Origin of the sequence: Geoalkalibacter ferrihydriticus DSM 17813 (assembly GCF_000820505.1) — a bacterium.
Taxonomy (GTDB): domain Bacteria; phylum Desulfobacterota; class Desulfuromonadia; order Desulfuromonadales; family Geoalkalibacteraceae; genus Geoalkalibacter; species Geoalkalibacter ferrihydriticus.
Window position 1 is genome coordinate 1,136,890 of the sequence record NZ_JWJD01000001.1, and the last position, 24,480, is coordinate 1,161,369.

Here is a 24,480-nt window from a genome sequence, read left to right on the forward strand (position 1 = left end):
TGCCACTTAATCAATCTTCTCTTGTCACTTAAAAAAGTTCCGCGCCCTGCGCCCCGACGCCTTGCAACGCCTGTTCATCATAGAGCAGGTGGTTGACGTCGAGGAGAATCTTGACTTCCTGCCCAATCTTGCCCATGCCCTGAATGTAGCGACTGGCGGCTGCCCGGCTGGAACGCGGCGGCGGCTCGATCTGATCTTCGGGGATGTCGGCAACCTCACTGACTTCATCCACAACCAAACCGACTGCGGTGCCGTTGACGTTGACCACGATGATGCACGTGCGGTCGTTGTATTCGCGCGGCGGCATCAGGAAGCGCATGCGCACGTCCATGACCGGAATGACCTTGCCGCGCAGGTTTATCACGCCTTTGACGAACTCGGGCATGTCGGGCACTTCGGTAATCTTCTGGATGCCGATGATCTCGGTGACAAAACGGATTTCAATGCCGTAGTCCTCATCGGCCAGGTGAAAGGTCAGAAACTTGCCTTTCTGAGTGTCCTCGTCTTCCCCCAGATGGCTGTTCAGAGCCAGTCGGTCCTGTGCTTGCGTCATGGCTGTCTCCTTTTTTGCCTCTCCTGAAACCTTGGACAGGGATTGTCGGAATTTTGCTCCAAGGGCAACAGGATTTTTTTGTAAGATGCCTTCAATTAAAGCAATATAATTGCAAAGAGGGCATAGGTCAAGGGAAAAACCATGGATAGCTTGGGAGGCGAGACTTAAAAATCATGTAACTGTTCAGCATGTACCGCAGGGTACGGCGGCATCGCGTGCGGCAAAAACTCACCTGCGGCTCAAACATTTGCCGCAGCACTCAACCGCCGCACCCTGCGGTNAATTGAATCGTGTAACTGTTCAGCATGTACCGCAGGGTACGGCGGCATCGCGTGCGGCAAAAACTCACCTGCGGCTCAAACATTTGCCGCAGCACTCAACCGCCGCACCCTGCGGTATTCTCGGACGTTGCCGCGGAATAGTTGCAAAATCAGGAGCCTTTGCTGCGCACAGGGGTCAGGAGTGCATGGGGTCCGTCGGCGGCGCACTGGGTGTTCTGAACATCAGGCCGGCCTTGACAAGCCCGGCCAGGCCCATGGCGAGAAAGAAAAATCCGCGATAGCGCGGAGGTTCTTTCCCCTCGCTGAGCATGATCACGTCGTCGGGAACATCGAGCCCGACCTGCTGCGCCAATTCCATGAGTTTGTCACGGTTGCTCGACCCTTTAAGCCCTCCGGCAAGCATTCCGGTCACTTCGCGCGGTGCGTGGAACATGTGCGCCTGCTCCTGACGAAAACGCTCCTGGGCAAAGACATTATCGAAGCGGAAATGATAGGTGTGCAGCAACTCAAGCAGCGCGGGATCGCGGGTTTCAACCAGCACGTGAAAGCGCGTGTCGTCGGGGTGTTGAACCAGGGGAATGAGTAGGGCTTTGATTTCGACTTGACCCGAAGTGGAGATGGCCGCGTCGAGATTCACACGGCCGCCGGTGACGTGCAGCCACTCGCGAGGCGCGCCTTCTTCGATGAGTGTTGCCAGATCGATCGCGTAGGGTTCTGGATTGCGCAGGGTCAGGCTGGAATCATTGTAGCCAAGGTAAAGCAAAACCAGGCATACGGCAATCAAGGTGAATCGGAATCGACGCATGAGGATAAGCTCTTTCGTAACTGAAAAAGGATTGGGCCGCCCGTGGGCGGCCCAAAAATTATGTCATGAAAAAAGTGTTATTGACAAGCCTGCCTGCCGGATTTAGGCGCTGGCGGCTTCGGTTCCCTCCTCGGGCACTTCGACGCGCTTGGTCAGAAGCGAGACCACCACCAGTGTAATAAAGCTCAAGGGAATGGAAATCGCCGCCGGGCTGTTGAAGGAAATGGGTGCATCGGAAGGCAGCAGCCCGTAACGCACGTACATGTCGGGCGAAAGCAGGATCAGGCCCAGTGCCGAGACAATGCCCACGCCGATGGAGGCGGCCACGCCTTGGGCGGTTGTGCGTTTCCAGAACAGCAGCATGAGAATCGCCGGCAGGTTGGCCGAGGCGGCGATGGCGAAGGCCCAACCGACCAGGAAGCTCACGTTCATGCCTTCAAACACGATACCCAGGTAGATGGCGATGGCGCCGACACAGACGGCCGAAAGCTTGCCCGCCAGGACCTTGGTTTTGTCCTTCATCTTCATGCCGAAGAAGTTGTCCATCAGGTCATGAGCCACCGCGCCCGAGGATGCTACGATCAGGCCTGAAACGGTGCCGAGAACGGTAGCGAAGGCGATGGACGAGATGATGGCGAACAAAAAGACCCCGAAGGACAGGGCCAGCAGCGGCGCCGACATGTTGTTGTCCATGATGTTGATGACACCGCTGGTCATGGCGCCCAGACCCATGAACAGGGTCAGGATGTAGAAGAAGCCGATGGCGGCAATGGCAACCAGCGTCGACTTGCGTGCCGCGGCCTGGCTGGGCACGGTGTAGTAGCGGATGAGGATGTGCGGCAGCGCTGCGGTGCCGCAGAACAGTGCGAGCATGAGGGAGAAAAAGTTGAACTTCTCGGCCCCGGTGGCGTTGTCGACGGTGAAGCGCAAGCCCGGACGCAGAATCTGTGTGCCGGGAGTCGGCTTTTGGTAATAGATGCTGTAGTAGCCCTCGGCGGTACGCACGTGCCTGGTGCCCCAGAGTACGATGGTGCTGTCCTGCAGGGTCCGCAGGTAGGCCAGGGGGCCGACAGCGCCGGTCTGGAGCACCGTTTCACCATCCATTTTGATTTCTTTCATGTGCCCGACGGGAAAGAAGCGGCCTTCAGTGGCGGGGGCCCCGTTGTAAAGGCGGGTGCCGTCGGTGAGTACCACCTGATACAGGGTTTCTTCAAGCAGGTAGCCGCCCTGTCCGTCAGCTTGCAGGTGCCAGATGGTCTCGACGCCGTCTTTGGCCAACTTGACCATGCCGGCCTCTGCAAAGGCTGAGTCGTGCCAGTTGGGCGGAGCGGTGTAGGCCGGGTCATCAAGTTGCAGGCGGCCATCCGCGGCAACCGTTGCCTGCAGGGTAATGAATTCATGATAGGCTTTGCCGTCATTCTCCGGAGTGCCGGAAAAGCCGCGAACCAACACCCCGATAACCAAGACAGTGGAGAAGGTCAACAGCAGGCCGCCCTTGAGAAACTGCACCATGGTGGTGGAGGCCATGCCGGCGGTGGCGACGATGATCGTTACGACTACGCCGACGATAATGACCCCGGCATAATGGGGCAGGCCCAGAAGCGGCGTGACCAGGGTGCCGGCCCCGACCATTTGGGGAATCAGGTAGAAGATGGAAACCACCAGGGTGCTGATGGCGGCCATCAACTGGATGCTCTTGGAGTTGAACTTGGAATCAAGAGCGTCGGTGAAGGTATATTTGCCCAGGCGCTTCATGGGTTCGGCCACCAGGAACAGCGCAACCATCCAGCCCGCCAGGTAACCGACGGAATACATCCAGCCGTCATAGCCGGATACGGCGATCATGCCGCAGATGCCGAGGAAGGAGGCCGCGGAGAGGTAGTCGCCGGCAAAGGCGATACCGTTGGTGAACCAATGTACGTTGCCGCCGGCGGCGTAATAGCCGTCAGACGAAGTCGTTCTGCGGCCCATGTAAAAGGACAGGCCGAGAACCAGCAGAACAAAAGAAACGAACAGGCCGATGGCCAAAGGTGATTGTGCGTATATCATTTGAAAACCCCTCCCTTATTTATTCAACCGATTTTCTGCCTGGGTGCAGAAGTGGTTGTAGACGAGCGCCAACAGAAAGGCGCCAACGATCAGGCTGATACCATAGACCACGGACAGGTTGAGTCCGAATACCTGGATCTGCATAAGGGTGGGTTTGGTAATGTTGATGAGGACGAAGATGAAGTAGATACTGGTATAGACGAAAAACATTGTGATGCCGATTTTGGCTTTATAGCCTGCGGCGTTGTCTTTCCCAAGCTTGACTGCGGGTCCGTGTCCCATAAAGCGTTGCTCCTTTGGTTTGAATCGAGGTCACTCTCTCTTGAAAAACGGGCATCTCATAAAAATCGAAAAAGTAGAAAGCAAAGTCATGGGCGAAAGCCTCCTGAGGGAGGGGGGCTGACGCCTCAAATGGATTGCAGAATCTGTTGCGAGTCGTTCCCTTTGCTCACCTCCTTTGTGTTGTTGGCCGGCATTTCCACGGAAAGCGGAAATGCCGCAAGCAAACCGATATTTTCTTTTTTACCAGACATGCGGCTACATGAAGCGCACAAAGGACCAGATATTGGGGTGAAAAACCGTAAACATAATACGTCGTTCTAAATACCTGTCAATAATAAACTTTTGCGAAACGAGGAGTTTCGCAGAGTAAAAAAATATTCTGAATCAAATTCTTCAAAAAATTCCATTTGTTGTGCTATTCCCCGAGAATTTCAAAAAAATGTTGTACGATATGATAAAAAACCATTCTATTTTTTTTGTTTGAACGGCGGGGGGGGTGTTCGAGGCGCTTTCAGTTTGGGATTGAACGTATTTTGGGTTGGATTTAACGGCTTGTATTTGTGTGGAATTGTTGTTTTTTCTGGTTTCTTGCGAGGTGTTCCGGCTGCTTCTAGATGGGAATACGATGTTTTTTACAGAACGCGCGAAGGACTGTTGAGTTCTGGTTGAGCCGCGACAGTTTCATGTTGCGATTTTTGATCGCCGGAACATCCTCGATGGAAATTTTTTCCTGGCGCAGATCGCGACCGACCAGGGCGATGTGGTTTAGGATCGTTTTGAGCTCGGCGGGAGTGTATTGTTTAAGGACCGGCGGCGTGAGGCTCAGGTAGCCGTCCGCAATATCACGCGCCAGCTTTGCGGGGCTTCCGGAAATGGCCATGGCAAGGAGACTTTCAGAGGAGGATGGATTGTGGTGCGCTACAAAGTGGTTGAAACCAGCACGGTAACCGACGAGTCCCTGGAGGGGATACTCAACGAATGGAGCGACAAGGGCTGGCAGTTTGACACGATCCATTTTGCCCTGCGCGAGGGCAGCCGCCGCCCGGCAATGGCGTTTGTGTTCTTTACGCGCAACAATGCCGAGTCTCAGCCGTCGTAATCGTCGTCGTCGCGAAAAGAAATCGTGTGTTTGGGATCTGACGAGGGACTCGCGCCGCAACGCTCACACACCGGCTCTCCTGGAATCTCTTCGTCGAGAACCTGGTCGTAGGTCAGTTCTTCGGGCTTTCCGCTGCAACTGCAAAACCAACGGCGGTAGACGCTCATGGAGAACCTCCCAAGTGAGTAAAGAGCAAAAAAGACGTCACGCATCTACTATAACACACGGGTCGCTGTTCGGCATGCACCGCAGGCCGAGGCGCGTCAATACGCCAGACCGGTTTTCTTTCTCACCTTGCGCAGGGTTTTAGCGCCGGCCTGGCGGGCCTTGTCCGCGCCCCGTGCCAGAGTGGCGCGCAGACCATCGAGGTCGGCCAGCAACTCGCGGCGGCGTTCGGCGAAAGGGGTGAAGAAATCCCGCACGGTTTCAAAGAGTTCCTGCTTGACCTCACCGTAGCCCATTCCGCCGGCTTCATAGCGTTTGCGCAACGCCTGCTGCTGTTGCTTGTCGAGGAACAGGCGATAAATCTGGAAGACATTGCACCTATCGGGGTCTTTGGGCGCTTCAACCGGTGTTGAATCGGTGACGATGCGCATGATCTGCTTGCGCAGGGCTTTTTCCTCCAGAAACAGATCGATGGTGTTGCCGTAGCTCTTGCTCATCTTCTGTCCGTCCGTGCCGGGAACGGTGGCGACCTCGTCGTCGATCTCGGCTTCGGGAACGGTGAAAATTTCGCCATATTGATTGTTGAATTTAAGAGCGATGTCGCGCGCCACTTCCACGTGCTGTTTCTGATCCTTGCCCACCGGCACCCGATCGCTCTGGAACAAGAGGATGTCGGCGGTCATCAGCACAGGATAGGCAAAGAGGCCGTGATTGGCGGCGATGCCCTTGGCGACCTTGTCCTTGTAGCTGTGACAGCGCTCAAGCAGGCCCATGGGCGTGAAGTTGGACAGCGCCCAAGTGAGTTCCTGCACTTCGGGTACATCGGACTGCACCCAGAAAGTGCTGCGCTCCGGATCCATCCCCAGAGCCAGAAAATTGGCCGCCGCTTCCAGGGTGCCGCGCGCCAGCGCATTGCCGTCGGTGACGGAAGTCATGGCGTGGTAGTTGGCGATAAAGCAGAAGAGATCTTCATTCTCCTGGTACGCGATCATCTTCTTCATCATGCCGAAGTAGTTGCCGAGGTGCAGACTGCCCGAAGGCTGAATGCCACTGAGAATTCTCATGTTCCGACCCTCTTGGTGTCTGGAGCTTTTCCTGGGTGCCTTGGTGTTGAGTGCCTTGATGTGTTTAACGCTGGGGCTGACCGCCATTCATCATCATGGCAAACTGCATGAGTTGCTGCAGATCGACGCCGCTGTCCTTAACCAGATTCATGAACACCGGCAGCAGTTGCATGAGAAATGCGCGATCCTGCATGACCTCCTGGGAAATCTCGGGCAGGATTTCGAGCAGCAGTTCCTGCTTTTCTTCACGGCTCAGGGCCAGCACGGCTTGTTTCAATTCGGCAACGGTCATTGTCGTAAATACTCCTTGATTGTTTAAGGCGAAAAAATAATTCACCGCTGAGTTCGCGGAGAACGCAAAGAAAAACCCAAAAAGATGGTTGATGTCTACTCTCTGCGTTCTTAGAGGCTTCTGCGGTAAAAACGTTTTAAATGCTTTTACCTGCCTTTTTTTTGTTTTTTACCTTCCCCGGCACACCAAAAGCCACCTGGTAGACGTCGTTGTACTCCCGTGCGAAGTGTACCGTCAAGCCTTCTTGCAGGTAATCGGGAAGTTCTTCGAAATCCTTGCGATTGCCTTCGGGGAAAATCAGGGTGGTGAGCCCGGTGCGCCGGGCAGCGATGGTCTTTTCCTTGACCCCGCCGATGGGCAGTACGCGTCCGGTCAGGGTGAGCTCACCGGTCATGCCGAGCTTGGCCATGACCGGCTTGCCCATAATCATGGACAGCAACGCCGTGGACATGGTGACTCCGGCCGAAGGGCCGTCCTTGGGCGTGGCACCCGCTGGGACGTGCAGATGCACGAAATGCTTGTCGTAGAAATCCGCCGCCGCACCATAATCGGCAAGGTGTGCCATCGTGTAGGAATAGGCAATCTCCGAACTCTCGATCATGATATTGCCGAGCTGTCCGGTTTGCTTGAGTCCCTTGTTTTGGCTGGGCACCGCGGTGGCCTCGATCTGAAGGGTGGCGCCGCCCTGACTCGTCCAGGCCAGGCCGGTGACGACTCCTGGGACATCGGAAAAAATTTCATCGGCAGCAAATACTGGTTTACCCAGGAATTTTTCAATTTCCTTTGCCGTGACGGTAATTCTGCCTTCATGGCCGTCCGCGAATTCTCGTGCGGCTTTGCGCATGATTTTTTTGATGCGGTTTTCCAGGTTACGCACCCCGGCTTCACGGGCGTAATCCTCAATGATTTTTTCCAGAGCATCGCGCCGCACGCTCACATGGCTCTTTTCAAGACCGTGATTTTTCAATGCCTTGGGTACCAGGTAGCGTTTGGCGATTTCAACTTTTTCTTCCTTGATGTAGCCCGACAGACGAATGACCTCCATACGGTCGAGCAGAGGCGCGGGGATCGTGTCGAGTTGGTTGGCGGTGGCGATGAACAGCACGTTGGACAGATCGTAGGGCACGTCGAGATAATGATCGCGAAAGCCGGAATTTTGTTCCGGATCGAGGACTTCGAGCAGCGCCGAAGCCGGATCGCCCTGAAAGCTCGCACCGATCTTGTCGATTTCGTCCAGCATCAGTACCGGATTGGCGCTGCCGGCACTTTTGATGGCCTGGATGAATTTTCCCGGCATGGCGCCGATATAGGTGCGTCGATGCCCTTTGATTTCGGCTTCGTCGCGCATGCCGCCCAGGGAAAAGCGATAGAATTTGCGCCCCAGGGCATCGGCGACACTGTGACCGATGGAGGTTTTTCCCACCCCGGGCGGGCCGACCAGGCATAGAATTGATCCTGAAATATCGCCCTTCATTTTACCCACGGCGATGAATTCCAGAATGCGCTCCTTAACGTCGTCAAGGCCGTAATGGTCACGATCCAGAATGCGCCGGGCCCGCTCGATCTGGTAGGAGTCCTTGCTGAATTTGCCCCAGGGCAGCACCGTGAGCCAGTCGAGATAATTGCGGGTAACGGTATATTCGGGGGAGTTGGGTTCGAGCAGGCGCAGTTTTTCGAGTTCTTCATCGACGGTTTTCTGCGCTTCCTCGTTGAGCTTTAAGTCTTTGAGACGTTTTTCAAATTTTTCGACTTCCGCTGCCTTGCCTTCCTTCTCCAGTCCCAGTTCCTTCTTGATAGCCTTGAGCTGTTCACGCAGAAAAAATTCGCGCTGCTGCTTGCTGATCTTCTCCTCAATCTGCTTGGTGATCTTGGTCTGGATGCGTGAGACTTCCAATTCTTTTTTCAACAAGACCAGAACCCGGTCGATGCGTTTCCTGACATCGAAGGTCTCCAGAATTTTCTGCAGCTCCTGACCTTCGGCAGTCGTCAGGTTGGCGGCAAAGTCCGCCAGCCGCCCAGGATCGTCGAGGCTTGAGCGGTTAAGAAACATCTTGATTTCTTCGGAATACAGCGGGTTGATCTGCACCAGCTCCTTGAGTGCGCCGATGATGGCCATGGAGTAGGCCTTGAGTTCGGGATTGACCGAGAGTTCCGCACCGTAGCGATAGGTGACGCGGCCGTGCAGGGCGCTCTTGTTGTCCTCATGCACCTCGTCCAGCACAAAGCGCTCCTGGGTGTTGACCAGCACATGAACGCTCTGCTCCTCCTGGTGCAGAATCTTGAGGATGCGCGCCGCAACGCCGACGCGATGCAGGTTTTCCGGCTTGTCGCCCTCATCGAGATCCTTGACCAGCACCAGTCCGATGGCGCGATGCGAGGTTTTCATGGTCTGCTCGATGGTCGCGACGCGCTCCGCGCCACTGATCGAGAGGGGAAGAATAATTCCGGGAAAGGCTGGGCGCGGGCGCAGGGGGATGAGCGGCAGGGAAGGGGGAAGAATCTCGGTGGCTAGGACCAGGCCGCCCTCCTGCACCGGTGCGGGGCTTTGCTCGTCTTCCACATCCGCGTCAATGACATCGTCGTTGGATGTTTCTTTTTCATCGCTCATGGGCTAAGGCTCCTCAGCGGTAATGATATGGAGGCAAGCTAATCACTTCGCGGGAGGATGTCAACCGATGACAAGATCGCAGACAAGCCCATAGACATGATCGCGCGGCTGGCGAATTGATGAAAACAAGTTGGATTATTGGCGTTGTCAAATTTTTTCCTTGACATGGGGGGACTTTATGATTAAAAAAACACAATGGGAATTGTTTGCGGTTTTGAGGCCAAAATATCGTGGACCGGTGGATATGCCGGTCTTGGGGGCTGGCTGTTGCCTGGCGCGGCAGCTTTTAGGTTCATGGAGAAAGGAGAAAAGGATGAGGTTGGGACAATTAAAGCCGCTCGTTTTTCTTTTGGCGGTGCTGGTGCCGTTCTTTTTGACGGGTTGTGGAAGCAGCAGTACGAGCAGTGCACCGATTTCCGGGGACGATGTGTTGACCTCGGGCATTGCTGTCGATCCTTACATCGAAGGTGCGGTTTTTGCGGAAATGCTGGATGGCGAGGAACTGCAGCGTTCCACGTCCTCCGATAAAAATGGCCTTTTCAGTTTCACCGAGCCGCTCACCCCGGGTTCGCTCATTGTCATGGTCGAGGGCGGCATTCACAACGGGGTGCCCTTCACCGGCACGCTCAAACGCCAGGTTGATTCCGCAACTGATGCCGAAGGGCGCCTGATCGCCTCGCCGCTCACCACCCTGCTGGCCAATGGACTCAGTGCCGACGAGGTCATAGGACTTCTGGGCGACGCGGGGATCGAAGGGTTGAGTCCAGCGGATTTGACCGCCGATCCCATGGCGGGACTACTGGAAATAAGTGGAGAGGAAGCCACCGATGAAGCTCTGGCCCGGTTGCAGGCGGCCATGACGGTGCGCGCCTTTCTGACCGTGGTTGATGCGTTGAGTGAAAGTGAAGGCTGGGAAGTGACTCTGGAAGACTTCACGGAAGATCGTCGGGGGCTGTTGGCCCAGATGGCGACAGGGGTCAAAGCGACGTTGAACGCGACGAAAGTCCAGGCAATTTCATCAAATATAGCCCTTGGGCTTGGTGTTTCTGATGCTCCGCCGGTGCGTTTGGTGGATGTCATTCAAACCGCGGTTTCCATCACCGATTATGTGACAGCGCGGGTAATCTCCACAAGCGGCGACGAAATTCCGGATGTGGAGAGTGTCCTAGGTTCGCAGGCCGTCCAGGACATGGCTTTCCGGTATTACCTGGCCAACAATTTCACCGACGAGCAGCGGGAACAACTCTCGGAAGAACTCCAAACGCAACTCCCGGTCGTTTCTCCTGGCGATGCCTTCGTGCTGGATCCGACAAGCGAAACCCCTGATGTGCTGCCGAGCGACCCGGTCTTTACCCAGGAACTTGTGAGCGGAAAGACATTTGTGTTTCACGAGGACGACATACTTGAAATCATCGTCTTTTATGCCAACGGGACGTTTTTGAGCTACGGCGATGAAGATGAAGGGCTGTTCGGCCATACGGGAACCTGGCAGATTGTCAACGGAAAGCTTGTCGGAAACGCCGAAGGTTATTCGAGCGTCGAGCACACGCTGATCAGTCGCGACCCCTCGGAAATCGAGGTCGAGTTCTACGATGCTGAAGCCGATGAGACGGTCATTCAAACCTGGGTGCGCGCGATCCCCTTTGTGGAAAGCGATCTGGCGGGGCGCTCTTTCCTTGTCGGGCAGGTACTCGACGACCAACTCTTGCGAATCAGTTTTTCCGCCGACGGCAGCGGTGTGGCCGATTTTCAGGAAGAGGAGTTCGTCGTTGACCACTTCACCTGGTCGATCAATGACTCGGGCGCCGCAGTTCTTGTTTTCCCCGACTTCACCGATAATCTATTCAGGCTTCCCGCAAGATCGGACGGATTTGTGGTAGTCGGTTATTCTTTGGACGCCCAAGGGGAACTGGATGAAGTTTTTGGCGGCGAAATGCTGCCGGCCTTTCCTGTTGAGGAAGAGCTGTTGTTGGACAAAATGTTTCTCAGCATCCCGGTCTTCGACACTGAAGATACCGTTCTGGTCTATTTTGATGAGGACGGTGCCTACCTGCTTGACGAGATGTCGGTCGCGTGGCAGCGAGTCGCTACCTGGTCGGTGGTGGACGACAGCGTGGTGATTGATTTCTTGGCGCCGATGCCTGACGGAACCAGCCGCATTGAAATGCGCCTGACTTGGCAGAACGAGTCGCTGTGGTTCTGGGTGGAAGGTTACAGTCAACAAGGGACGCTGCTCTTTGCCCAACCTGAAGAATACCGCGAGCAACTGCAGCTGAGCGTAGGTGATATTGACGGTGCGACGTTTAGGGGCGAGGAAGACAGCGAGGTTTTCTTTGTGCAATTTGAGACAGACGGCGGCGTTCTTCTCTGTGAGGGGGCTGAACCTTGTGAAGAATACGAACTGGCCGGAACTTGGGACATCGATCGCGGCGTAGTCTTTCTCAGTAGCATTGTTGAGGGCAATTACAATGTCTTGCGCCTCTTGTCTCTTGATGGTGAATTTTTCACCTTTGAAACCCGTGTGATCGATGAAGGGCAAGCGCTAGATATTTTTGAGGAAACCTGGGTGAGGTTGCCTCAGGACTTGCCTCAGGACTAAGGCACAAACCTCGGGGGGCAGGCATGTCATTGGATGACGGCCTCCCCCCGATTCTTTTTCGGTCGATTCATTTGGCCTCCAAGATATCAAATAGGCCTTTGCGTCCCTGAACGCCGAGCTTGTCGCAGATGCGCTTCATGTAGGTTTTCACTGAGGATTCGGAGATGTTCAAATCCGCAGCGATTATGCGGTAGGGACGTCCGTCGAGGCTGTGGGCCAGTACCAGGCATTCGCGCTGTGACAGCAGAAGGCGCAGATTCTCCGGGAGACGCTCTTCCAAAGGCGGGTCGAGGTTCTCCTGAGGCAGGCTTAGATTCTGAATCGGCACCGGGACGAGAGCCGGCTGAAGGTGGTACGCCGGGAGGTGGACGCTTTGTGCCCTGATTTCAGGCGAGGGTGCCGGCGGATCGATATAATCCCTGCGCCGCCCCAAGAAATACAGGGTCAGCACGGCCAGATTGAGAGCAATGTGTCCCGTCATCACGATGGCGCCGACGAATTCGTGCATATTCTGCCCGATCAACTGCCCGCAGTAAATTCCAAGGCACAGAGTCGCCAAACCCAGACCGACGGCGCGAATGCGCTGCACAAAAGAGAGTAAATAGGCCAGCAGAAACAAATCAACAAAGCCCTGACCCGCCTGCATGGCGAACATACTCAAATTGATGCTCAGGAGTTGGCCATGCTGCAGAGCGGCAAAGGCGGCCATGCCCAACAATATGCCGAAGATCAAGGCCAGCTCCCGGTGCTTCTTCACCAGCCAAACTGCGCCCAGGGCGGTCAGCATATAAAACGGCAGCTCTGCTCCGGGAAAAAGAGCGGCAGGATGATAGACGGGATAGATCGCGCTGTACATCAGCCCGCTGACGATGTGAAACACCAGTACGAAAGGCAGGTAGTGAAGAAGTCGCGCCGATGGAAAAGTCGGTTTATGCGGTGTCGTGCCTTGCGTGGAGAAAAGTAACAGCAGCAGTGGCAGGGAGACCAGAGCGAAGGGAAGAAACTCGCCTTTCGGACCGAGGTGCAGAATGAAAAATAGCAGGTTGCCGAGAACCAGACCCGATGCTGCGGATAGCACGGGTGACTTTGCATTGTGCAGGCGAGTTGTGGCATCGACGGCGACAAAGGCGCCGCAAACGCTCAGAAACATCAGCAGCCAAGGCGCGGCGGCGGTACTCAACGGCAAGGCCATGGAGAGCAAAATCGTCGTTGCAACGCAGGTGGGGGCGAGTTTTTTAAATGTGTCGCCGGAGATGAAGGTGCCGATTAAAACAAGACTTAAGATGTGTGGAATCAGAAAAAAACCTGAGGCGTCGGCAATGCCTGCCGCATCAAGCAGCGGACCGTTCATGGGAACGGCCAGAAGCCAGAAGACGAAGGCGGCAAAAGAGAGAGACGGCAGCATTTTTTTATTCATCCCGATTTTAGGGAATACAAAAGTCAAAAAGTTCACAAAAAAGTGACACAAGGGGCAATGGTTGACAAAATGATGACTTTTTCTTGCAGAGCGATAGGCGCAAAATGGGATTGACGTCAGGCGATCGGCCGATGCCGGCCGACCACCCTTGTCTTGAGAAGAGATTTAGCAAACTTCGTGCCTGAGGAAATGGGGCGGCGGCGATCAGTCTCCCGATCTGCCGGCGTTTTCGGGAGTTACTGAATGCCGAACAGCACGGGGCGCTGAGAAACCAGGCGATAACGACCATTTTCCAGGTGAAAAATCAACGAAGTGCGCCCTGCTTGAGTGCGTTGCTCGCGGGTGGCGGGAAGGGTGTGCGAGCGGGTGAAATCTATCTCCACAAAGACGCGCCCCATGTTGTCGGCGACGATACTCCTGACCGTCGGAGCGATGCGGATGTCGTGCAAGGCGTTGAAATCGCGGCGCACACGAATTTCCAACCGTGACTTGTCGCCGAAATACCTCGGCGAAACATACTCGGCAAAGCGAATGGGATCTTTGTTCTCGTAAGCCGTGATCAGTTCATGCAGCGTTTGGCGAACGCGGGCTTCTTCGCCTGTGGGTTCAGGGCCGACGTCACGCGATGGCTGGACGGCACAAGCGCCGAGCAAAAAAGCCAAAACCAGCATAGTCAGTAAATTCCGAATCATTTTTTTTCTCCTGTTGGCAGATTGGTACGCCGAACCCTGTTCGGCTCTCGCATTCTTATTCTCCCAAAAAAATCAAAAAAAGCGATGAAAAAGGCACAGGTCTACAAAAAGTCGACTTTAAGTTTTGCGCGAAATAGTTGAGGCTTGCCGATGTATACGGCTGTTTGAACATTTTGAGGTTTGATCGTAGAAACAAAAACTGAGGAGATTGATTTATGCGCAGAATTTTGTGGGCCATTTTGGGGGCCGCGATGCTTGCCGTGCTTGGCTGCGGCAGCAGCAGTCACGATTCAGTAGATTTTGCGGACGAATCCGGCCTCCTCCCCTCTGGACTGGAACCGACCCTCGTCTCGGTGAATTCGGTAAGTACGGATGCGGTAGCGACTGATGGACAATGGCTGGCGTGGACGGGCAAAGACCGCGAAGGCATTTCTTTCTTTGACGGTACGCAAATTCAGGACCTGACCCGTTCGTTGCCGCTGGATCATTATCCGCAGGAAATATCGTTCGATGGAAGATATGTCGCCTTCGTCTCACAAGGTAAGCACATCTTCGTCGTGGATAGTAACAGTAGCTCACCCGAGCCGGTGTTGGCAGCAAGCTCCTCCAACAGCATCGAATCCTTTGCCGTCTGTTCGGGAGATCTGGTCTGGATCGACCGTGCTGATTACCACGTCTATCATCTCGCCCTGGATTCCACGAATTCCTCCCCGGCGCGGATTACCAGTGAGGAATTTTCGCGCATCATGGTCAAGATCGATGCGGGTGTCATCGTCTGGAGTGAATATGACCCGCGCTGGCGGGTGGCTTACTACGACCTTTCGGCAGCTAATCCCACCGTTGTGCAGCCGGCCGGCCAGACCCATCTCGATCATTGGCAGGCTGACATTCATGACCGACTGATTGTCTGGCAGGGCTCCGATGAAGGAAACGATGTTGAGATCTTTTACTGCGACCTGAAGCAGGACGGCACATCGACCGTGAAACTCACCAACAACCTGATCGATGACCGTCATCCGCAGGTGCATGACCGGCTCATCGCCTGGGATGGGCGCTCGGGGGGACAGGATACGATCTTTTATGTGGACATGGAAAATATGGGCCTCATTCATCAATTGCCCACGGACGCCCAGTTCGACCGTCTGAGTCATGTGAAAAACGGTCTTATCGTCTGGGCGGGGTCCGTCGACGGAAATCGTCAGATTTTCTATTATGACCTGAATGCACCGGAACCGACCATCGTCCAGGTGACAAATAGCGCGTATCACAGTCATGAACCGCTGGTCAGCGATGGCGAGATCATTTGGCGCACTGAGGAAGGTGAACGTAGCAGAATCCTGGCGTATGATTTGGTATCTGAAGAAACCTTTGAAATCGCTGATCTTCCCTACAGCCAAGTCTCGAGCATATCAGGCTCGGACGGTTCCACTGTCTGGCTCTCCAGGGGCGCGAATCAACGTATCTTTGTCCAATCCGTCGAAGAAGATCTGGCGCCCTTTGCGATCACACCTCCGGGTCTGAATGTCTCCTGGCTGGAGATGGATGACGGCCTGGTCGTTTGGCAAGGTTATGATGGCGAGAACCACGAGATTTATTACTACGATCTCAATGCCGTTGAGACTGAAGTCATCAAATTGACCGACGACCAGCAATGGAAGGAAGCCCTTCGGATCAGCGATGGGATCATCATTTGGCGCGGGCAGGTGGCTAGTGGAAGCAATCATCAGATTTATTATGTTGATTTGAAAAGCGAGAACCTCTCGCCTGCGGCAATTGCCGTAGCGGGTGAGCACAATAGCGAACCTCAGGTGCACGGAAGACTTATCACCTGGCTCGGCGGCATCTGGCCCAATTACGAAGTGTATTACTACGATCTCAACGAATCCTCCCCCCAGGCGATTAATCTCACCCAAAACAGTGTCTGGGAAGCGGGCCCCATGGTCAAAGACGGCCTCATTGCCTGGTACCGCCAGAACACCGGCAACATCAATGATGTCTGGTACGTCGATCTCAACGCCCCGGAACCCGTTGAAGTTCAAGTCACCGACAGCAGCACATCCGATGACCGCGTTGCGGCGGTGAGCGACGGCATTATTGCCTGGATAGCAACAGATCAGACCGAGGGTCCCTGGCGCCAGGACATCTATTACATTGATCTCAACGAGGCCGCGCCTGCGGTGGTGCGCGTGACCGAGGATGGCGCATCAAAGGGTGGTTTTGCCATGGATGCCGGTCGCATGTCCTGGCACGCCGATGGCGAAATCCACCTTTTTGATGTCTACGCCGACAATCCGCAGGTCATCCGCTTGACCGATAACGATGTGAGCGACCAGCGGCCAAAAATCAGGGATGGTGTCCTTATCTGGCGAAGCGGCAGCGCGACATACGCAGCGCGCTGGTGAGTCGGTGTCTGAAGTCCTCCGGTAAAAACCGATAAGAAAGGACCGATGAGATGGGTGTCGTCTGTATTGGCTCAGGCACTATGGGTGGGCGCGGCTGTTGGAAATTTTTGGTCCAGTTGGTTTTCGGTTTAGCGCTTCTGTGCTTCAGCGTCGGCGCCTTAGGTGCGCAGAGCGTTGAAAGCTTCGAGGGCGCATTTCCTCCCGAAGGCTGGTCGCTTTATAATGCCGGTAGCAGCAACCTTCCTTGGGAAAAAACGGACGCTCTAGGGCACTCGGGGAGTTCCAGCGCCTTTCACGATTTCCATTCCACCGTGTATCAGGATTCCTGGCTCATCACCCCGCAAATTTCCGTTGCCCACGGCGATGTTGTTTCTTTCTGGGAATACACCCAATTTGCTGACGATTATGACAGGCACAGCCTGTGGGTGTGCGAAGAGGATTGCCTCACACCACCGGTAAACTGGACGGAAATGCGGGAGTTTTCCGCCCCGGAACAGGTTTGGCGAGAGCAGACAGTTGATCTCTCTGCGTATGCCGGCAGCCAGGTTTACCTGGCATTTCGCTACCAGGGCGAATATGCGACGAGGTGGCTTATCGATGATGTCGCTTTGCCGCAAGCGCCCTTTGCCGGCTCCGGAACGCAGGAAAATCCCTATCAGATTGCCACGGCTACACAGCTTGACGCCGTGCGCAACTACCTTGACAAACATTTTATTTTGATTGCGGATATCGATTTGGATACCGCGCCGTACAATGATGGTATCGGGTGGGTACCCATCGGTACTTCCGGCACACACTTCGTAGGCAGTTTCGATGGTGATGGACATGTTATTTCCAGTCTGTTCATTGATAGTCCTGTCACTGAGACTGATATCTATGATGTCGGCCTTTTCGGCTACATTGGGACTGGTGCCGCTATCAGCAATTTGCAGATAAATGGCGCTATTGTTCGGGGGGGGATTAACACGACCGGCAGCCTTGTCGGAGACAGCTATCAAGCTTCCATCTCCAACGTCGGTGCTGCCAATGTGGATGTGGCGGGGCCCGGTCTGGTCGGCGGCCTGGTCGGATTTAACAACTGGCAGAGCACCCTGAGCGATTCCTATGCAGCAGGCATTGTGGCCTCTTCGGGCAATAGTCCGATCGGTGGCTTGACCGGGGAGAATTATGGAACTATCAGCCGCTGCTTTGCCGTGGTCGATGTTGACGCTGAAGGGATTAATCCGCGATATGCCGGCGGTCTGGTTGGACTGGCTTACGATTGCAATATCATTGACTCTTACGCTTCAGGTGCCGTTAGAGGTAAGACGTATGTGGGAGGCCTTGTCGGCGATCTTGGCACCTTTGGGTCGGGTGACATTGTCAGGTCCTACGCCACGGGCAACGTCGCAGGAGACGGTGACGATGTCGGTGGCCTGGTGGGGCGCATGGCATCCGGTAATATCACCCAGTCCTTTGCCATTGGCGAGGTGAGGGGAGGCTCTTATCGTGTGGGTGGGTTGGTCGGGTATCTGCTAAGCGGATCTCTTGCAGATGTCTACGCTACCGGCAGCGCAACCGCAGAATATGACTATGTCGGCGGATTGGTGGGCGAAGGCACAAATGCCACCATCACCAACGCCTACGCTGTAGGTGTGGTACAGGGAGACAGGGACCTGGGCGGTTTGGTCGGGATTCAGTCTGGACTTAATGTCTTCAACTCCTACTACAACAGCGAAACCACCGGGCAGTCCGACACTGGCAAAGGCGAGCCGAAAACAACCGCCGAACTTAAGCAGCAAGCTACCTTCAGCGACGCCTGGGCGATTGTTGCCGATCCCGATATGGACGAAGCCTATCCCGTCTTGGTTTGGCAGGGAGAGAAAAACTATGACGGTGATCCTCAATGGGTGATCGGCACCAGAATACCCGCTTTTTCCGTGACGCCGACCTCCGGCCCGGGCGGTAGCATCAGTCCCAGTTCGGTGCAAAGCATTGCCAATGGCGCAACGGCCCAATTCACCATCACCCCTGACGACGGTTACGTCATCGGCGAAGTTGGCGGCACTTGCGGCGGGAGTCTGAACGGCAATGTTTATACGACGGACGCAATAACTCAGGGCTGTACCGTCATTGCCAATTTTCAGATTATCCCCGTCGATCCCGGTCCCGCTGATCCCGATCCTATCGACCCTGATCCGATCGACCCTGATCCGATCGACCCTGATCCGATCGATCCTGATCCTGTCGATCCTGATCCTGTCGATCCTGATCCGCTTCTCCCCGTGCAGATCGAGAAAGACTATGTTGATGCACCGCGGATCGTCGCTTCTCATCGCCTCACTCGACGCGACCCCCAGAGTGGAATGGTTCTGTCCGTCACCAGAGCGCACAGCGAAGTGCCGAATTCAACCGTCGAGGTGAATGAAGAAGATCCAGACAACCCCAGCGTTCTCATGTCCGCCGCCATTGAAACCGCCGAAGGTCGAAACCTCACCGTTCAGGCCGAGGCCTACGGCGACGGCAGGGCGGTGCATCGGGTCATCCTGGCTGCTGAAGAAGCGGAAAACGAGATCGTCACCCAGGCCGTCAGTCGCTTTACCGATGCCTTTACCCTGATTGAAGAAGAGGGACGGGTTACGACCTGGGCGCCGCTGCCCCCCAAAGATGCCCGCAAGTGGCGGGCCGTGGTTGCAACGCAGTCCGATGGCGAAAGTCGCCTCTGGTACGAGATCTGCGAAACGCAGTGCGAAGATGAGGGAAATTGGGACCTGTCGTCCTTGACATTGGCCGGCGATCAGTCATTTGAAGCCGGCAATGAGATTGAGATCGGTGAAGACGGTGTCGATGGTGCACAGATTCGCATCGAAACCGACGTCACCCGCCAAATCCGTTTCTAAAAGGAGAATCCCTATGAATATAAAATCAATTTGTCTTGTTCTTGCCGCTCTGGTGGGGGTGCTCTGGATTGCGGGGTGCGGCAGCAGCAATAACCGCAGCGATGCAGCGCAAGACGGCGTCATCGTGATGCAACTTGACGAGGAGTATGAACTCCACGAGGGCGATGTCCTCGAACCCACCGATGAAAAGACGCGCATCACCGTGCGTCATGTGTTCGAGGATGATCGAAGATACGTTACCTTGCTGGCAGGGAGTGCGACATTGTTATTGGGTGACGAGGTTCAAAATTAAACGATTGAAATGACATGATGTCAATAGACAGATAGCCGTGGTTTTTATTGTAAATTCAAGACTATGTTTAGCCTGTTCCGGTTCACCTCCTTCTCAGAGGGCGAAAGGCAAAGAAGATGAAGTGTTTGTTTTTTCAATCAGTTAACCTTGTGCATAGTATTCTTCGATGCTGTGTTGTCGTAGCAATTCTGACTTTTATGGTACCTGGAATGACAGCTCTTGCGAAAGGCTGTTTTCTTCCTCCTATCTGATTCAGGGCGTTGAAACCTTTGAGGTGTTTTACGAAGAGGACGATGAAAACGGAACTCTGATCGAGTCGGGTTTTGAAACGTTGCGGCGGGTTGAGATGAGTCGATGATAGGAAAGGATTGATGAGATGGGTGTCGTCTGTATGAGCTCAGGACCTATGGCTGGGCGCGGCTGTTGGAAATTTTGGGTCCAGTTGGTTTTCGTTGCTGCGCTGTCGTGTTTCAGTGTCGGCGCCGTGTTCGCGCAAGGCGTTGAAAGCTTCGAGGGCGCATTTCCTCCCGAAGGCTGGTCGTTGTATAACGCCGGAGACAGTCTTCCTTGGGAGAAATCGTATGCTCAAGTGCATTCGGGGGGGGGCAGCGCCGTTCACACTCACAATTCCACCGCATATCAGGATTCTTGGCTCATCACTCCGCAAATTTCCGTTGCCCATGGCGATGTGGTTTCTTTTTGGGAATACACCACATATGCCTCTTGGTATGACAAGCACAGCCTGTGGGTGTGCGAGCAGGATTGTCTCGCACCACCTATGAATTGGATGGAAATGCAAGAGTTCGCTGCTCCGGTAGGGGGGTGGCGCGAGCAGACAGTCGATCTCTCTGCGTATGCCGGCAGCCAGGTTTATCTGGCGTTTCGCTACCAGGGCGAAAATGCGGCGATGTGGTTTATCGATGATGTTGCTTTCCCGCAACAAGAGGTAATCCCTCCCGTCGAGGCCGATTTCGATTTTGCGCCGACGGGGGGCATTGCCCCCCTGTGGGTTGAATTCACTGACCAGTCAACGGGGTCACCTACGGGTTGGTCCTGGTATTTTGGCGATGAAGATTTTTCTGAAGAGTGGTCGCCACTGACAGTGAACGCTGGATGGGCGGAGCGTGCCCGCCACAGCAGCGTTGTTTTGCCTGACGGCACCATTCTGCTGATGGGCGGCTCCGTCCCGCTGGTCGGCAACACCAACGACATCTGGAAATCCCTAGACGGAGGCCTGAGTTGGCAGCAGGTTTCTGCCGCCGCGGCCTGGCCTGAACGGCAGCAGCACAGCACGGTTGTTTTGCCTGACGGCAGTGTCGTGTTGATGGGTGGTTGGTACCAGAACGATGTCTGGATGACCGAAGATCAAGGCGAAAGCTGGACGTTGCAAAATGCCGCGGCGGGCTGGGCGCAGCGTATTGGGCACAGCAGTGTGGTTCTCTCGGATGGGACAATATTGCTCATGGGAGGTTTTGAGGCTGGAGCGCACAAAAATGATGTCTGGCGCTCCACCGACCGGGGCGTCACTTGGGAAAAGGTCGTCGAAAACGCCGAATGGCCGGTCAGAGCTGCGCATAAAAGCGTTGTGCTTCCTGACGACAGAATCGTGATATTGGGCGGGGCCGACAGCAACTGGGACAATTTGAATGATGTCTGGTTGTCGAACGACGGTGGTGCCACCTGGGAGCAGATGACGGCTTCTGCTGCCTGGCCTGAACGACATGCGCATGCAGCGGTTTCCTTGCCTGACGGCAGCATTTTGTTGCTCGGTGGCAGAGGCGGCGATTACGGGCCTTACTTCAATGACATCTGGCTCTCAAGGGATCAAGGGGCGACCTGGACGCAAGTCAGCGAGAGTACCGGCTGGTCGCAAAGATTTGACCATGCCGCGGTCGTGGCGCCGGACGGCGGCGTTCTTGTCCTCGGCGGCATGGAAACGGGGGGCGGACCTTATGTCAACGATGTTTGGCGTTTGGAGACTGTCGGTTCGACCGAGCAGGACCCCGACCATCTCTACTCCGTGAGCGGTAGCTATCAAGTCGCGTTGCGTGCTTACAACAACTTCGGCTTCAGTACCATTATAAAACCACTGTCTGTTGGTGTGTCTGAATTTGCCGTCGGCTCCGGAACCCCAGAAGATCCCTACCAGATCGCCACGGCCGAGCAGCTTGACGCCGTGCGTAATTATCTCGATCGCCACTTTATTTTGACTGCGGACATCGATCTGTCGGTTTATTCCGACGGTGAAGGCTGGGAACCAGTCGGGACGATGTCTGATCCTTTCGTCGGAACATTTTCCGGAGAAGGTCATTCAATTTCGAGCATGAATGTCAATCGGCCCCTTGAAGACAATCTTGGCTTGTTTGGTTATGTCAGGGGCGCGGAAATTCAAGGGCTCAATTTGGAGGCGATTAATGTTGTCGGCCGAAATGTCGTGGGTGCGCTGGTTGGTATGGCCCATCAAAATTGTTTGATTGAGGATGTCTCGGCTTTCGGCAGTGTCGCGGGGAGTTCTTATGTCGGTGGATTGGTTGGTGAGCTGTCAACTTCAGGGATTATTCGAAACGCTCAGTTCAGCGGGACGGTTTCTGGTGAATATCAAACCGGGGGGCTCGTAGGATACAGCGGACATAGTAGCCTTCTCTCTGATTCCTTCAGCACAGGTCAGGTTGTTGGTGGTGAAGCCACTGGAGGTTTGACTGGAAGTAACAGCTTCAACAATCTGATTACCCGTTCCTATTCGAGCAGTGAGGTGGTTGGAAGTGGTGATAATGTCGGCGGATTGGTCGGCATTAACTACGCAAGCAGAATTCTTGAGGCTTATGCCACCGGAGATGTCGAAGGTGGCTACAAAGTCGGAGGTTTGGTGGGCTACCTTCAAGGTGACAATGCTTCTTGGCTCACTGATGTTTATGCTACCGGTGATGCGATTGGCGAGTATGACTATGTCGGCGGATTGATAGGTGAAGGCACAAATGCCACCATCACCAACGCCTACGCTGTAGGTGTGGTACAGGGAGACAGTTACCTGGGCGGTTTGGTCGGGATTCAGTCTGGACTTAATGTCTTCAACTCCTACTACAACAGCGAAACCACCGGTCAATCCGACACCGGTAAAGGCGAGCCGAAAACAACTGCTGAACTGCAACAGTTAGCCACCTTCACCGGTTGGGCAATTGTTGCTGACGCCACTATCGACCAGGGTTTTCCATTGCTGACTTGGCGGGTTCAACAAAGCTATCTTGATGATCCAACGTGGGTTATCGGCACGAAGCCCCCCGCTTTTTCTGTCACGCCGGACGCCGGCGCGGGTGGAAGTATCAGCCCCGGTTCGGTGCAATCCATTCCCAATGGCGCCACGACTTCTTTCACCATCAGCCCTGACGACGGCTACGCGATCGCCGGGGTGACCGGTTGCGGTGGGAGTTTGCTCGGCAATATTTATACAACGGCTGCCATTACCCAGGCGTGCAACGTTATCGCTACTTTTCAACTTACCGCCGTCGATCCCGTGGATCCCGATCCGGTTGACCCTGAGCCGATTCTTCCCGTGCTGATTGAGGGAGACTATTTCGACGCACCCCAGATCGTCGCTTCCCATCGCCTCACCCGGCGCGATCCCCAGAGCGAAGCGGTCCTTTCCATCACCAGAGCCCACAGCGAAGTGCCGAATTCAACTACTNCAGATCGTCGCTTCCCATCGCCTCACCCGGCGCGATCCCCAGAGCGAAGCGGTCCTTTCCATCACCAGAGCCCACAGCGAAGTGCCGAATTCAACTACTTTGGTGGATGATGAGAATCCGGACAACCCCAGCGTTATTACCGCGGCCGACATTGTAACGGAAGGCAGAACAATCACCCTTCAGGCCGAGGCCTATGGTGATGGCAGNTGATGAGAATCCGGACAACCCCAGCGTTATTACCGCGGCCGACATTGTAACGGAAGGCAGAACAATCACCCTTCAGGCCGAGGCCTATGGTGATGGCAGGGCCGTGCATCGCGTCCTTCTGATTACCGAAGGATCAGAGAACGAAATCATCACTCAGGCCGCCAGCCGGTTTACCGGGGCATTCACTTTGATTGAGGAGCAAGGGCGGGTTACAACCTGGGCGCCGTTACCCCAGATAAATGGTCATCAGTGGCGTGCCNCAGCCGGTTTACCGGGGCATTCACTTTGATTGAGGAGCAAGGGCGGGTTACAACCTGGGCGCCGTTACCCCAGATAAATGGTCATCAGTGGCGTGCCGTGGTTGAAACGCAACCTGATGGTGAAAGTCGTCTCTGGTATGAGGTCTGTGAAGCACAGTGCGACAATGAACTCAATTGGGCCCATTCTTCTGTGACGTTGCCCGGCGATCAGGCGTTCGAAGCCGGCAATGAGATAGAGGTCGAGGAAGATATTCTTGAGGGTGTACAGATGCGTATCAAAACCAATGTAACGCGTGAAATTCACTTCTGATGAGGAGAATCCATATGCATAAAAAATCTGTTTATCTGGCCCTTGTGACCCTCGGTGTGCTGTTCTGGATCGCCGGTTGCGGCAGTAGCAGCAATCGCAGCAGCGCGGCGCAAGACGGCGTTATTGTGATGCAGCTCAATGTGGAATATGAACTCGACGTCGGCGATGTGCTCGAACCCAAAGATGACGAGACGCGCATCGCCGTGCGCCATGTGTTTGAGGATGATCGCAGATACGTCACCCTGCTGGCCGGGAGTGCGACGTTAATTCTGGGAGACGACAACCGACTATAATTTTGTTGATTGTTACCAATCCTCCGTAGGTAGTAATTCATCTCCTCTCACTGAGGACTAAGGAAGATCCACATTTTTACTGAACACAAGGCCCATCCGTTTTTATCATAGAAGCATGATAAACAAGCTGAGGGTCACTGCCGCAGGATTGGTAAAAAGGAATAATTTTAGAAAAAAGTCATCGTTTCCGGCTGAATGAGGTGGATTGTCAGGTTTTTGAGTTTCTAAAAAAGTAAGGGAAGGGGTTC

At 54.8% G+C, this 24,480-nt stretch carries 19 protein-coding genes; 8 read left to right on the forward strand and 11 right to left on the reverse strand.

Annotated elements, in window-relative coordinates:
- Nucleotides 1-28 precede the first annotated feature (28 nt).
- The 5 genes from GFER_RS05170 to GFER_RS05190 all read right to left on the reverse strand — a co-directional run bounded on the left by GFER_RS05170 (nt 29) and on the right by GFER_RS05190 (nt 4,850).
- A complete protein-coding gene (locus GFER_RS05170; protein ID WP_040096655.1) occupies nt 29-553 on the reverse strand; it encodes a chemotaxis protein CheW in 525 nt (174 codons plus the stop codon).
- Between the two features lie 456 nt (nt 554-1,009).
- A complete protein-coding gene (locus GFER_RS05175) occupies nt 1,010-1,639 on the reverse strand; it encodes a hypothetical protein (protein WP_040096656.1) in 630 nt (209 codons plus the stop codon).
- Between the two features lie 102 nt (nt 1,640-1,741).
- Nucleotides 1,742-3,688: a sodium/solute symporter gene (locus tag GFER_RS05180; RefSeq protein WP_040096658.1), complete on the reverse strand. Its 1,947-nt coding sequence runs from the start codon at nt 3,686-3,688 to the stop codon at nt 1,742-1,744.
- Between the two features lie 15 nt (nt 3,689-3,703).
- Nucleotides 3,704-3,970, reverse strand: coding sequence for a DUF485 domain-containing protein (locus tag GFER_RS05185; RefSeq protein ID WP_040096660.1), 267 nt, complete (start codon nt 3,968-3,970; stop codon nt 3,704-3,706).
- A 610-nt stretch (nt 3,971-4,580) separates the two neighbouring features.
- On the reverse strand, nt 4,581-4,850 hold the full coding sequence (locus tag GFER_RS05190; RefSeq protein ID WP_040096662.1) for a hypothetical protein: 270 nt from the start codon (nt 4,848-4,850) through the stop codon (nt 4,581-4,583).
- Between the two features lie 30 nt (nt 4,851-4,880).
- On the opposite strand from GFER_RS05190, the gene GFER_RS05195 reads away from it, so the two are divergent.
- Nucleotides 4,881-5,069, forward strand: a complete 189-nt coding sequence (locus GFER_RS05195; RefSeq protein WP_040096665.1) for a hypothetical protein — start codon at nt 4,881-4,883, stop codon at nt 5,067-5,069.
- Here the strand turns inward: GFER_RS05195 and GFER_RS05200 are convergent.
- The 4 genes from GFER_RS05200 to lon form a co-directional block, all read right to left on the reverse strand.
- The gene (locus GFER_RS05200; RefSeq protein WP_040096668.1) at nt 5,057-5,236 is read right to left on the reverse strand and encodes a hypothetical protein; all 180 of its coding nucleotides are present in this window, start codon (nt 5,234-5,236) and stop codon (nt 5,057-5,059) included. The two genes, GFER_RS05195 and GFER_RS05200, sit on opposite strands and share 13 nt — an antisense overlap.
- 96 nt (nt 5,237-5,332) lie before the next feature.
- On the reverse strand, nt 5,333-6,298 hold the full coding sequence (gene trpS / locus GFER_RS05205; protein ID WP_040096670.1) for a tryptophan--tRNA ligase: 966 nt from the start codon (nt 6,296-6,298) through the stop codon (nt 5,333-5,335).
- A 64-nt stretch (nt 6,299-6,362) separates the two neighbouring features.
- Nucleotides 6,363-6,590 carry a hypothetical protein gene (locus tag GFER_RS05210; RefSeq protein WP_040096672.1) on the reverse strand — a complete coding sequence of 76 codons (228 nt, stop codon included), beginning with the start codon at nt 6,588-6,590 and terminating at the stop codon, nt 6,363-6,365.
- Nucleotides 6,591-6,726: 136 nt separating this feature from the next.
- The gene (gene lon / locus GFER_RS05215) at nt 6,727-9,198 is read right to left on the reverse strand and encodes an endopeptidase La (RefSeq protein ID WP_052445979.1); all 2,472 of its coding nucleotides are present in this window, start codon (nt 9,196-9,198) and stop codon (nt 6,727-6,729) included.
- A gap of 130 nt (nt 9,199-9,328) precedes the next feature.
- Here lon and GFER_RS05220 point away from each other — a divergent pair, with 130 nt between their 5' ends.
- Nucleotides 9,329-11,797, forward strand: coding sequence for a hypothetical protein (locus tag GFER_RS05220; RefSeq protein WP_139172153.1), 2,469 nt, complete (start codon nt 9,329-9,331; stop codon nt 11,795-11,797).
- 67 nt (nt 11,798-11,864) lie between these two features.
- Here GFER_RS05220 and GFER_RS05225 read toward each other — a convergent pair whose 3' ends face one another.
- Nucleotides 11,865-13,202, reverse strand: coding sequence for a helix-turn-helix transcriptional regulator (locus GFER_RS05225; RefSeq protein WP_040096676.1), 1,338 nt, complete (start codon nt 13,200-13,202; stop codon nt 11,865-11,867).
- Between the two features lie 248 nt (nt 13,203-13,450).
- A complete protein-coding gene (locus tag GFER_RS05230) occupies nt 13,451-13,906 on the reverse strand; it encodes a hypothetical protein (protein ID WP_052445980.1) in 456 nt (151 codons plus the stop codon).
- A gap of 215 nt (nt 13,907-14,121) precedes the next feature.
- Here GFER_RS05230 and GFER_RS05235 point away from each other — a divergent pair, with 215 nt between their 5' ends.
- The 6 genes from GFER_RS05235 (at nt 14,122) to GFER_RS05270 (ending at nt 24,232) form a co-directional block, all read left to right on the forward strand.
- The gene (locus GFER_RS05235; RefSeq protein ID WP_040096678.1) at nt 14,122-16,308 is read left to right on the forward strand and encodes a TolB-like translocation protein; all 2,187 of its coding nucleotides are present in this window, start codon (nt 14,122-14,124) and stop codon (nt 16,306-16,308) included.
- Nucleotides 16,309-16,358: 50 nt separating this feature from the next.
- Nucleotides 16,359-19,187: a choice-of-anchor J domain-containing protein gene (locus GFER_RS05240; RefSeq protein ID WP_040096680.1), complete on the forward strand. Its 2,829-nt coding sequence runs from the start codon at nt 16,359-16,361 to the stop codon at nt 19,185-19,187.
- Nucleotides 19,188-19,200: 13 nt separating this feature from the next.
- Entirely contained in the window at nt 19,201-19,479 is a 279-nt protein-coding gene (locus tag GFER_RS05245) for a hypothetical protein (RefSeq protein ID WP_040096682.1), read from the forward strand.
- Nucleotides 19,480-19,885: 406 nt separating this feature from the next.
- Nucleotides 19,886-23,272 (forward strand): Kelch repeat-containing protein, encoded by a 3,387-nt coding sequence (locus GFER_RS05255; RefSeq protein ID WP_459542343.1) that lies wholly within the window; start codon nt 19,886-19,888, stop codon nt 23,270-23,272.
- 382 nt (nt 23,273-23,654) lie between these two features.
- Nucleotides 23,655-23,939, forward strand: coding sequence for a hypothetical protein (locus tag GFER_RS18575; protein WP_152611416.1), 285 nt, complete (start codon nt 23,655-23,657; stop codon nt 23,937-23,939).
- 14 nt (nt 23,940-23,953) lie between these two features.
- Complete coding sequence (locus tag GFER_RS05270; protein WP_040096693.1) at nt 23,954-24,232, forward strand: hypothetical protein; 279 nt, start codon at nt 23,954-23,956, stop codon at nt 24,230-24,232.
- Nucleotides 24,233-24,480: the final 248 nt, after the last annotated feature.

Excerpts from the sequence above, each read along its gene's own strand:
- GFER_RS05170 (WP_040096655.1), bottom strand. The coding sequence starts at position 553 with ATGACGCAAGCACAGGACCGACTGGCTCTGAACAGCCATCTGGGGGAA.
- GFER_RS05175 (WP_040096656.1), bottom strand. The coding sequence starts at position 1,639 with ATGCGTCGATTCCGATTCACCTTGATTGCCGTATGCCTGGTTTTGCTT.
- GFER_RS05180 (WP_040096658.1), bottom strand. The coding sequence starts at position 3,688 with ATGATATACGCACAATCACCTTTGGCCATCGGCCTGTTCGTTTCTTTT.
- GFER_RS05185 (WP_040096660.1), bottom strand. The coding sequence starts at position 3,970 with ATGGGACACGGACCCGCAGTCAAGCTTGGGAAAGACAACGCCGCAGGC.
- GFER_RS05190 (WP_040096662.1), bottom strand. The coding sequence starts at position 4,850 with ATGGCCATTTCCGGAAGCCCCGCAAAGCTGGCGCGTGATATTGCGGAC.
- GFER_RS05200 (WP_040096668.1), bottom strand. The coding sequence starts at position 5,236 with ATGAGCGTCTACCGCCGTTGGTTTTGCAGTTGCAGCGGAAAGCCCGAA.
- trpS (WP_040096670.1), bottom strand. The coding sequence starts at position 6,298 with ATGAGAATTCTCAGTGGCATTCAGCCTTCGGGCAGTCTGCACCTCGGC.
- GFER_RS05210 (WP_040096672.1), bottom strand. The coding sequence starts at position 6,590 with ATGACCGTTGCCGAATTGAAACAAGCCGTGCTGGCCCTGAGCCGTGAA.
- lon (WP_052445979.1), bottom strand. The coding sequence starts at position 9,198 with ATGAGCGATGAAAAAGAAACATCCAACGACGATGTCATTGACGCGGAT.
- GFER_RS05225 (WP_040096676.1), bottom strand. The coding sequence starts at position 13,202 with ATGCTGCCGTCTCTCTCTTTTGCCGCCTTCGTCTTCTGGCTTCTGGCC.
- GFER_RS05230 (WP_052445980.1), bottom strand. The coding sequence starts at position 13,906 with ATGATTCGGAATTTACTGACTATGCTGGTTTTGGCTTTTTTGCTCGGC.
- GFER_RS05235 (WP_040096678.1), top strand. The coding sequence starts at position 14,122 with ATGCGCAGAATTTTGTGGGCCATTTTGGGGGCCGCGATGCTTGCCGTG.
- GFER_RS05240 (WP_040096680.1), top strand. The coding sequence starts at position 16,359 with ATGGGTGTCGTCTGTATTGGCTCAGGCACTATGGGTGGGCGCGGCTGT.
- GFER_RS05245 (WP_040096682.1), top strand. The coding sequence starts at position 19,201 with ATGAATATAAAATCAATTTGTCTTGTTCTTGCCGCTCTGGTGGGGGTG.
- GFER_RS05270 (WP_040096693.1), top strand. The coding sequence starts at position 23,954 with ATGCATAAAAAATCTGTTTATCTGGCCCTTGTGACCCTCGGTGTGCTG.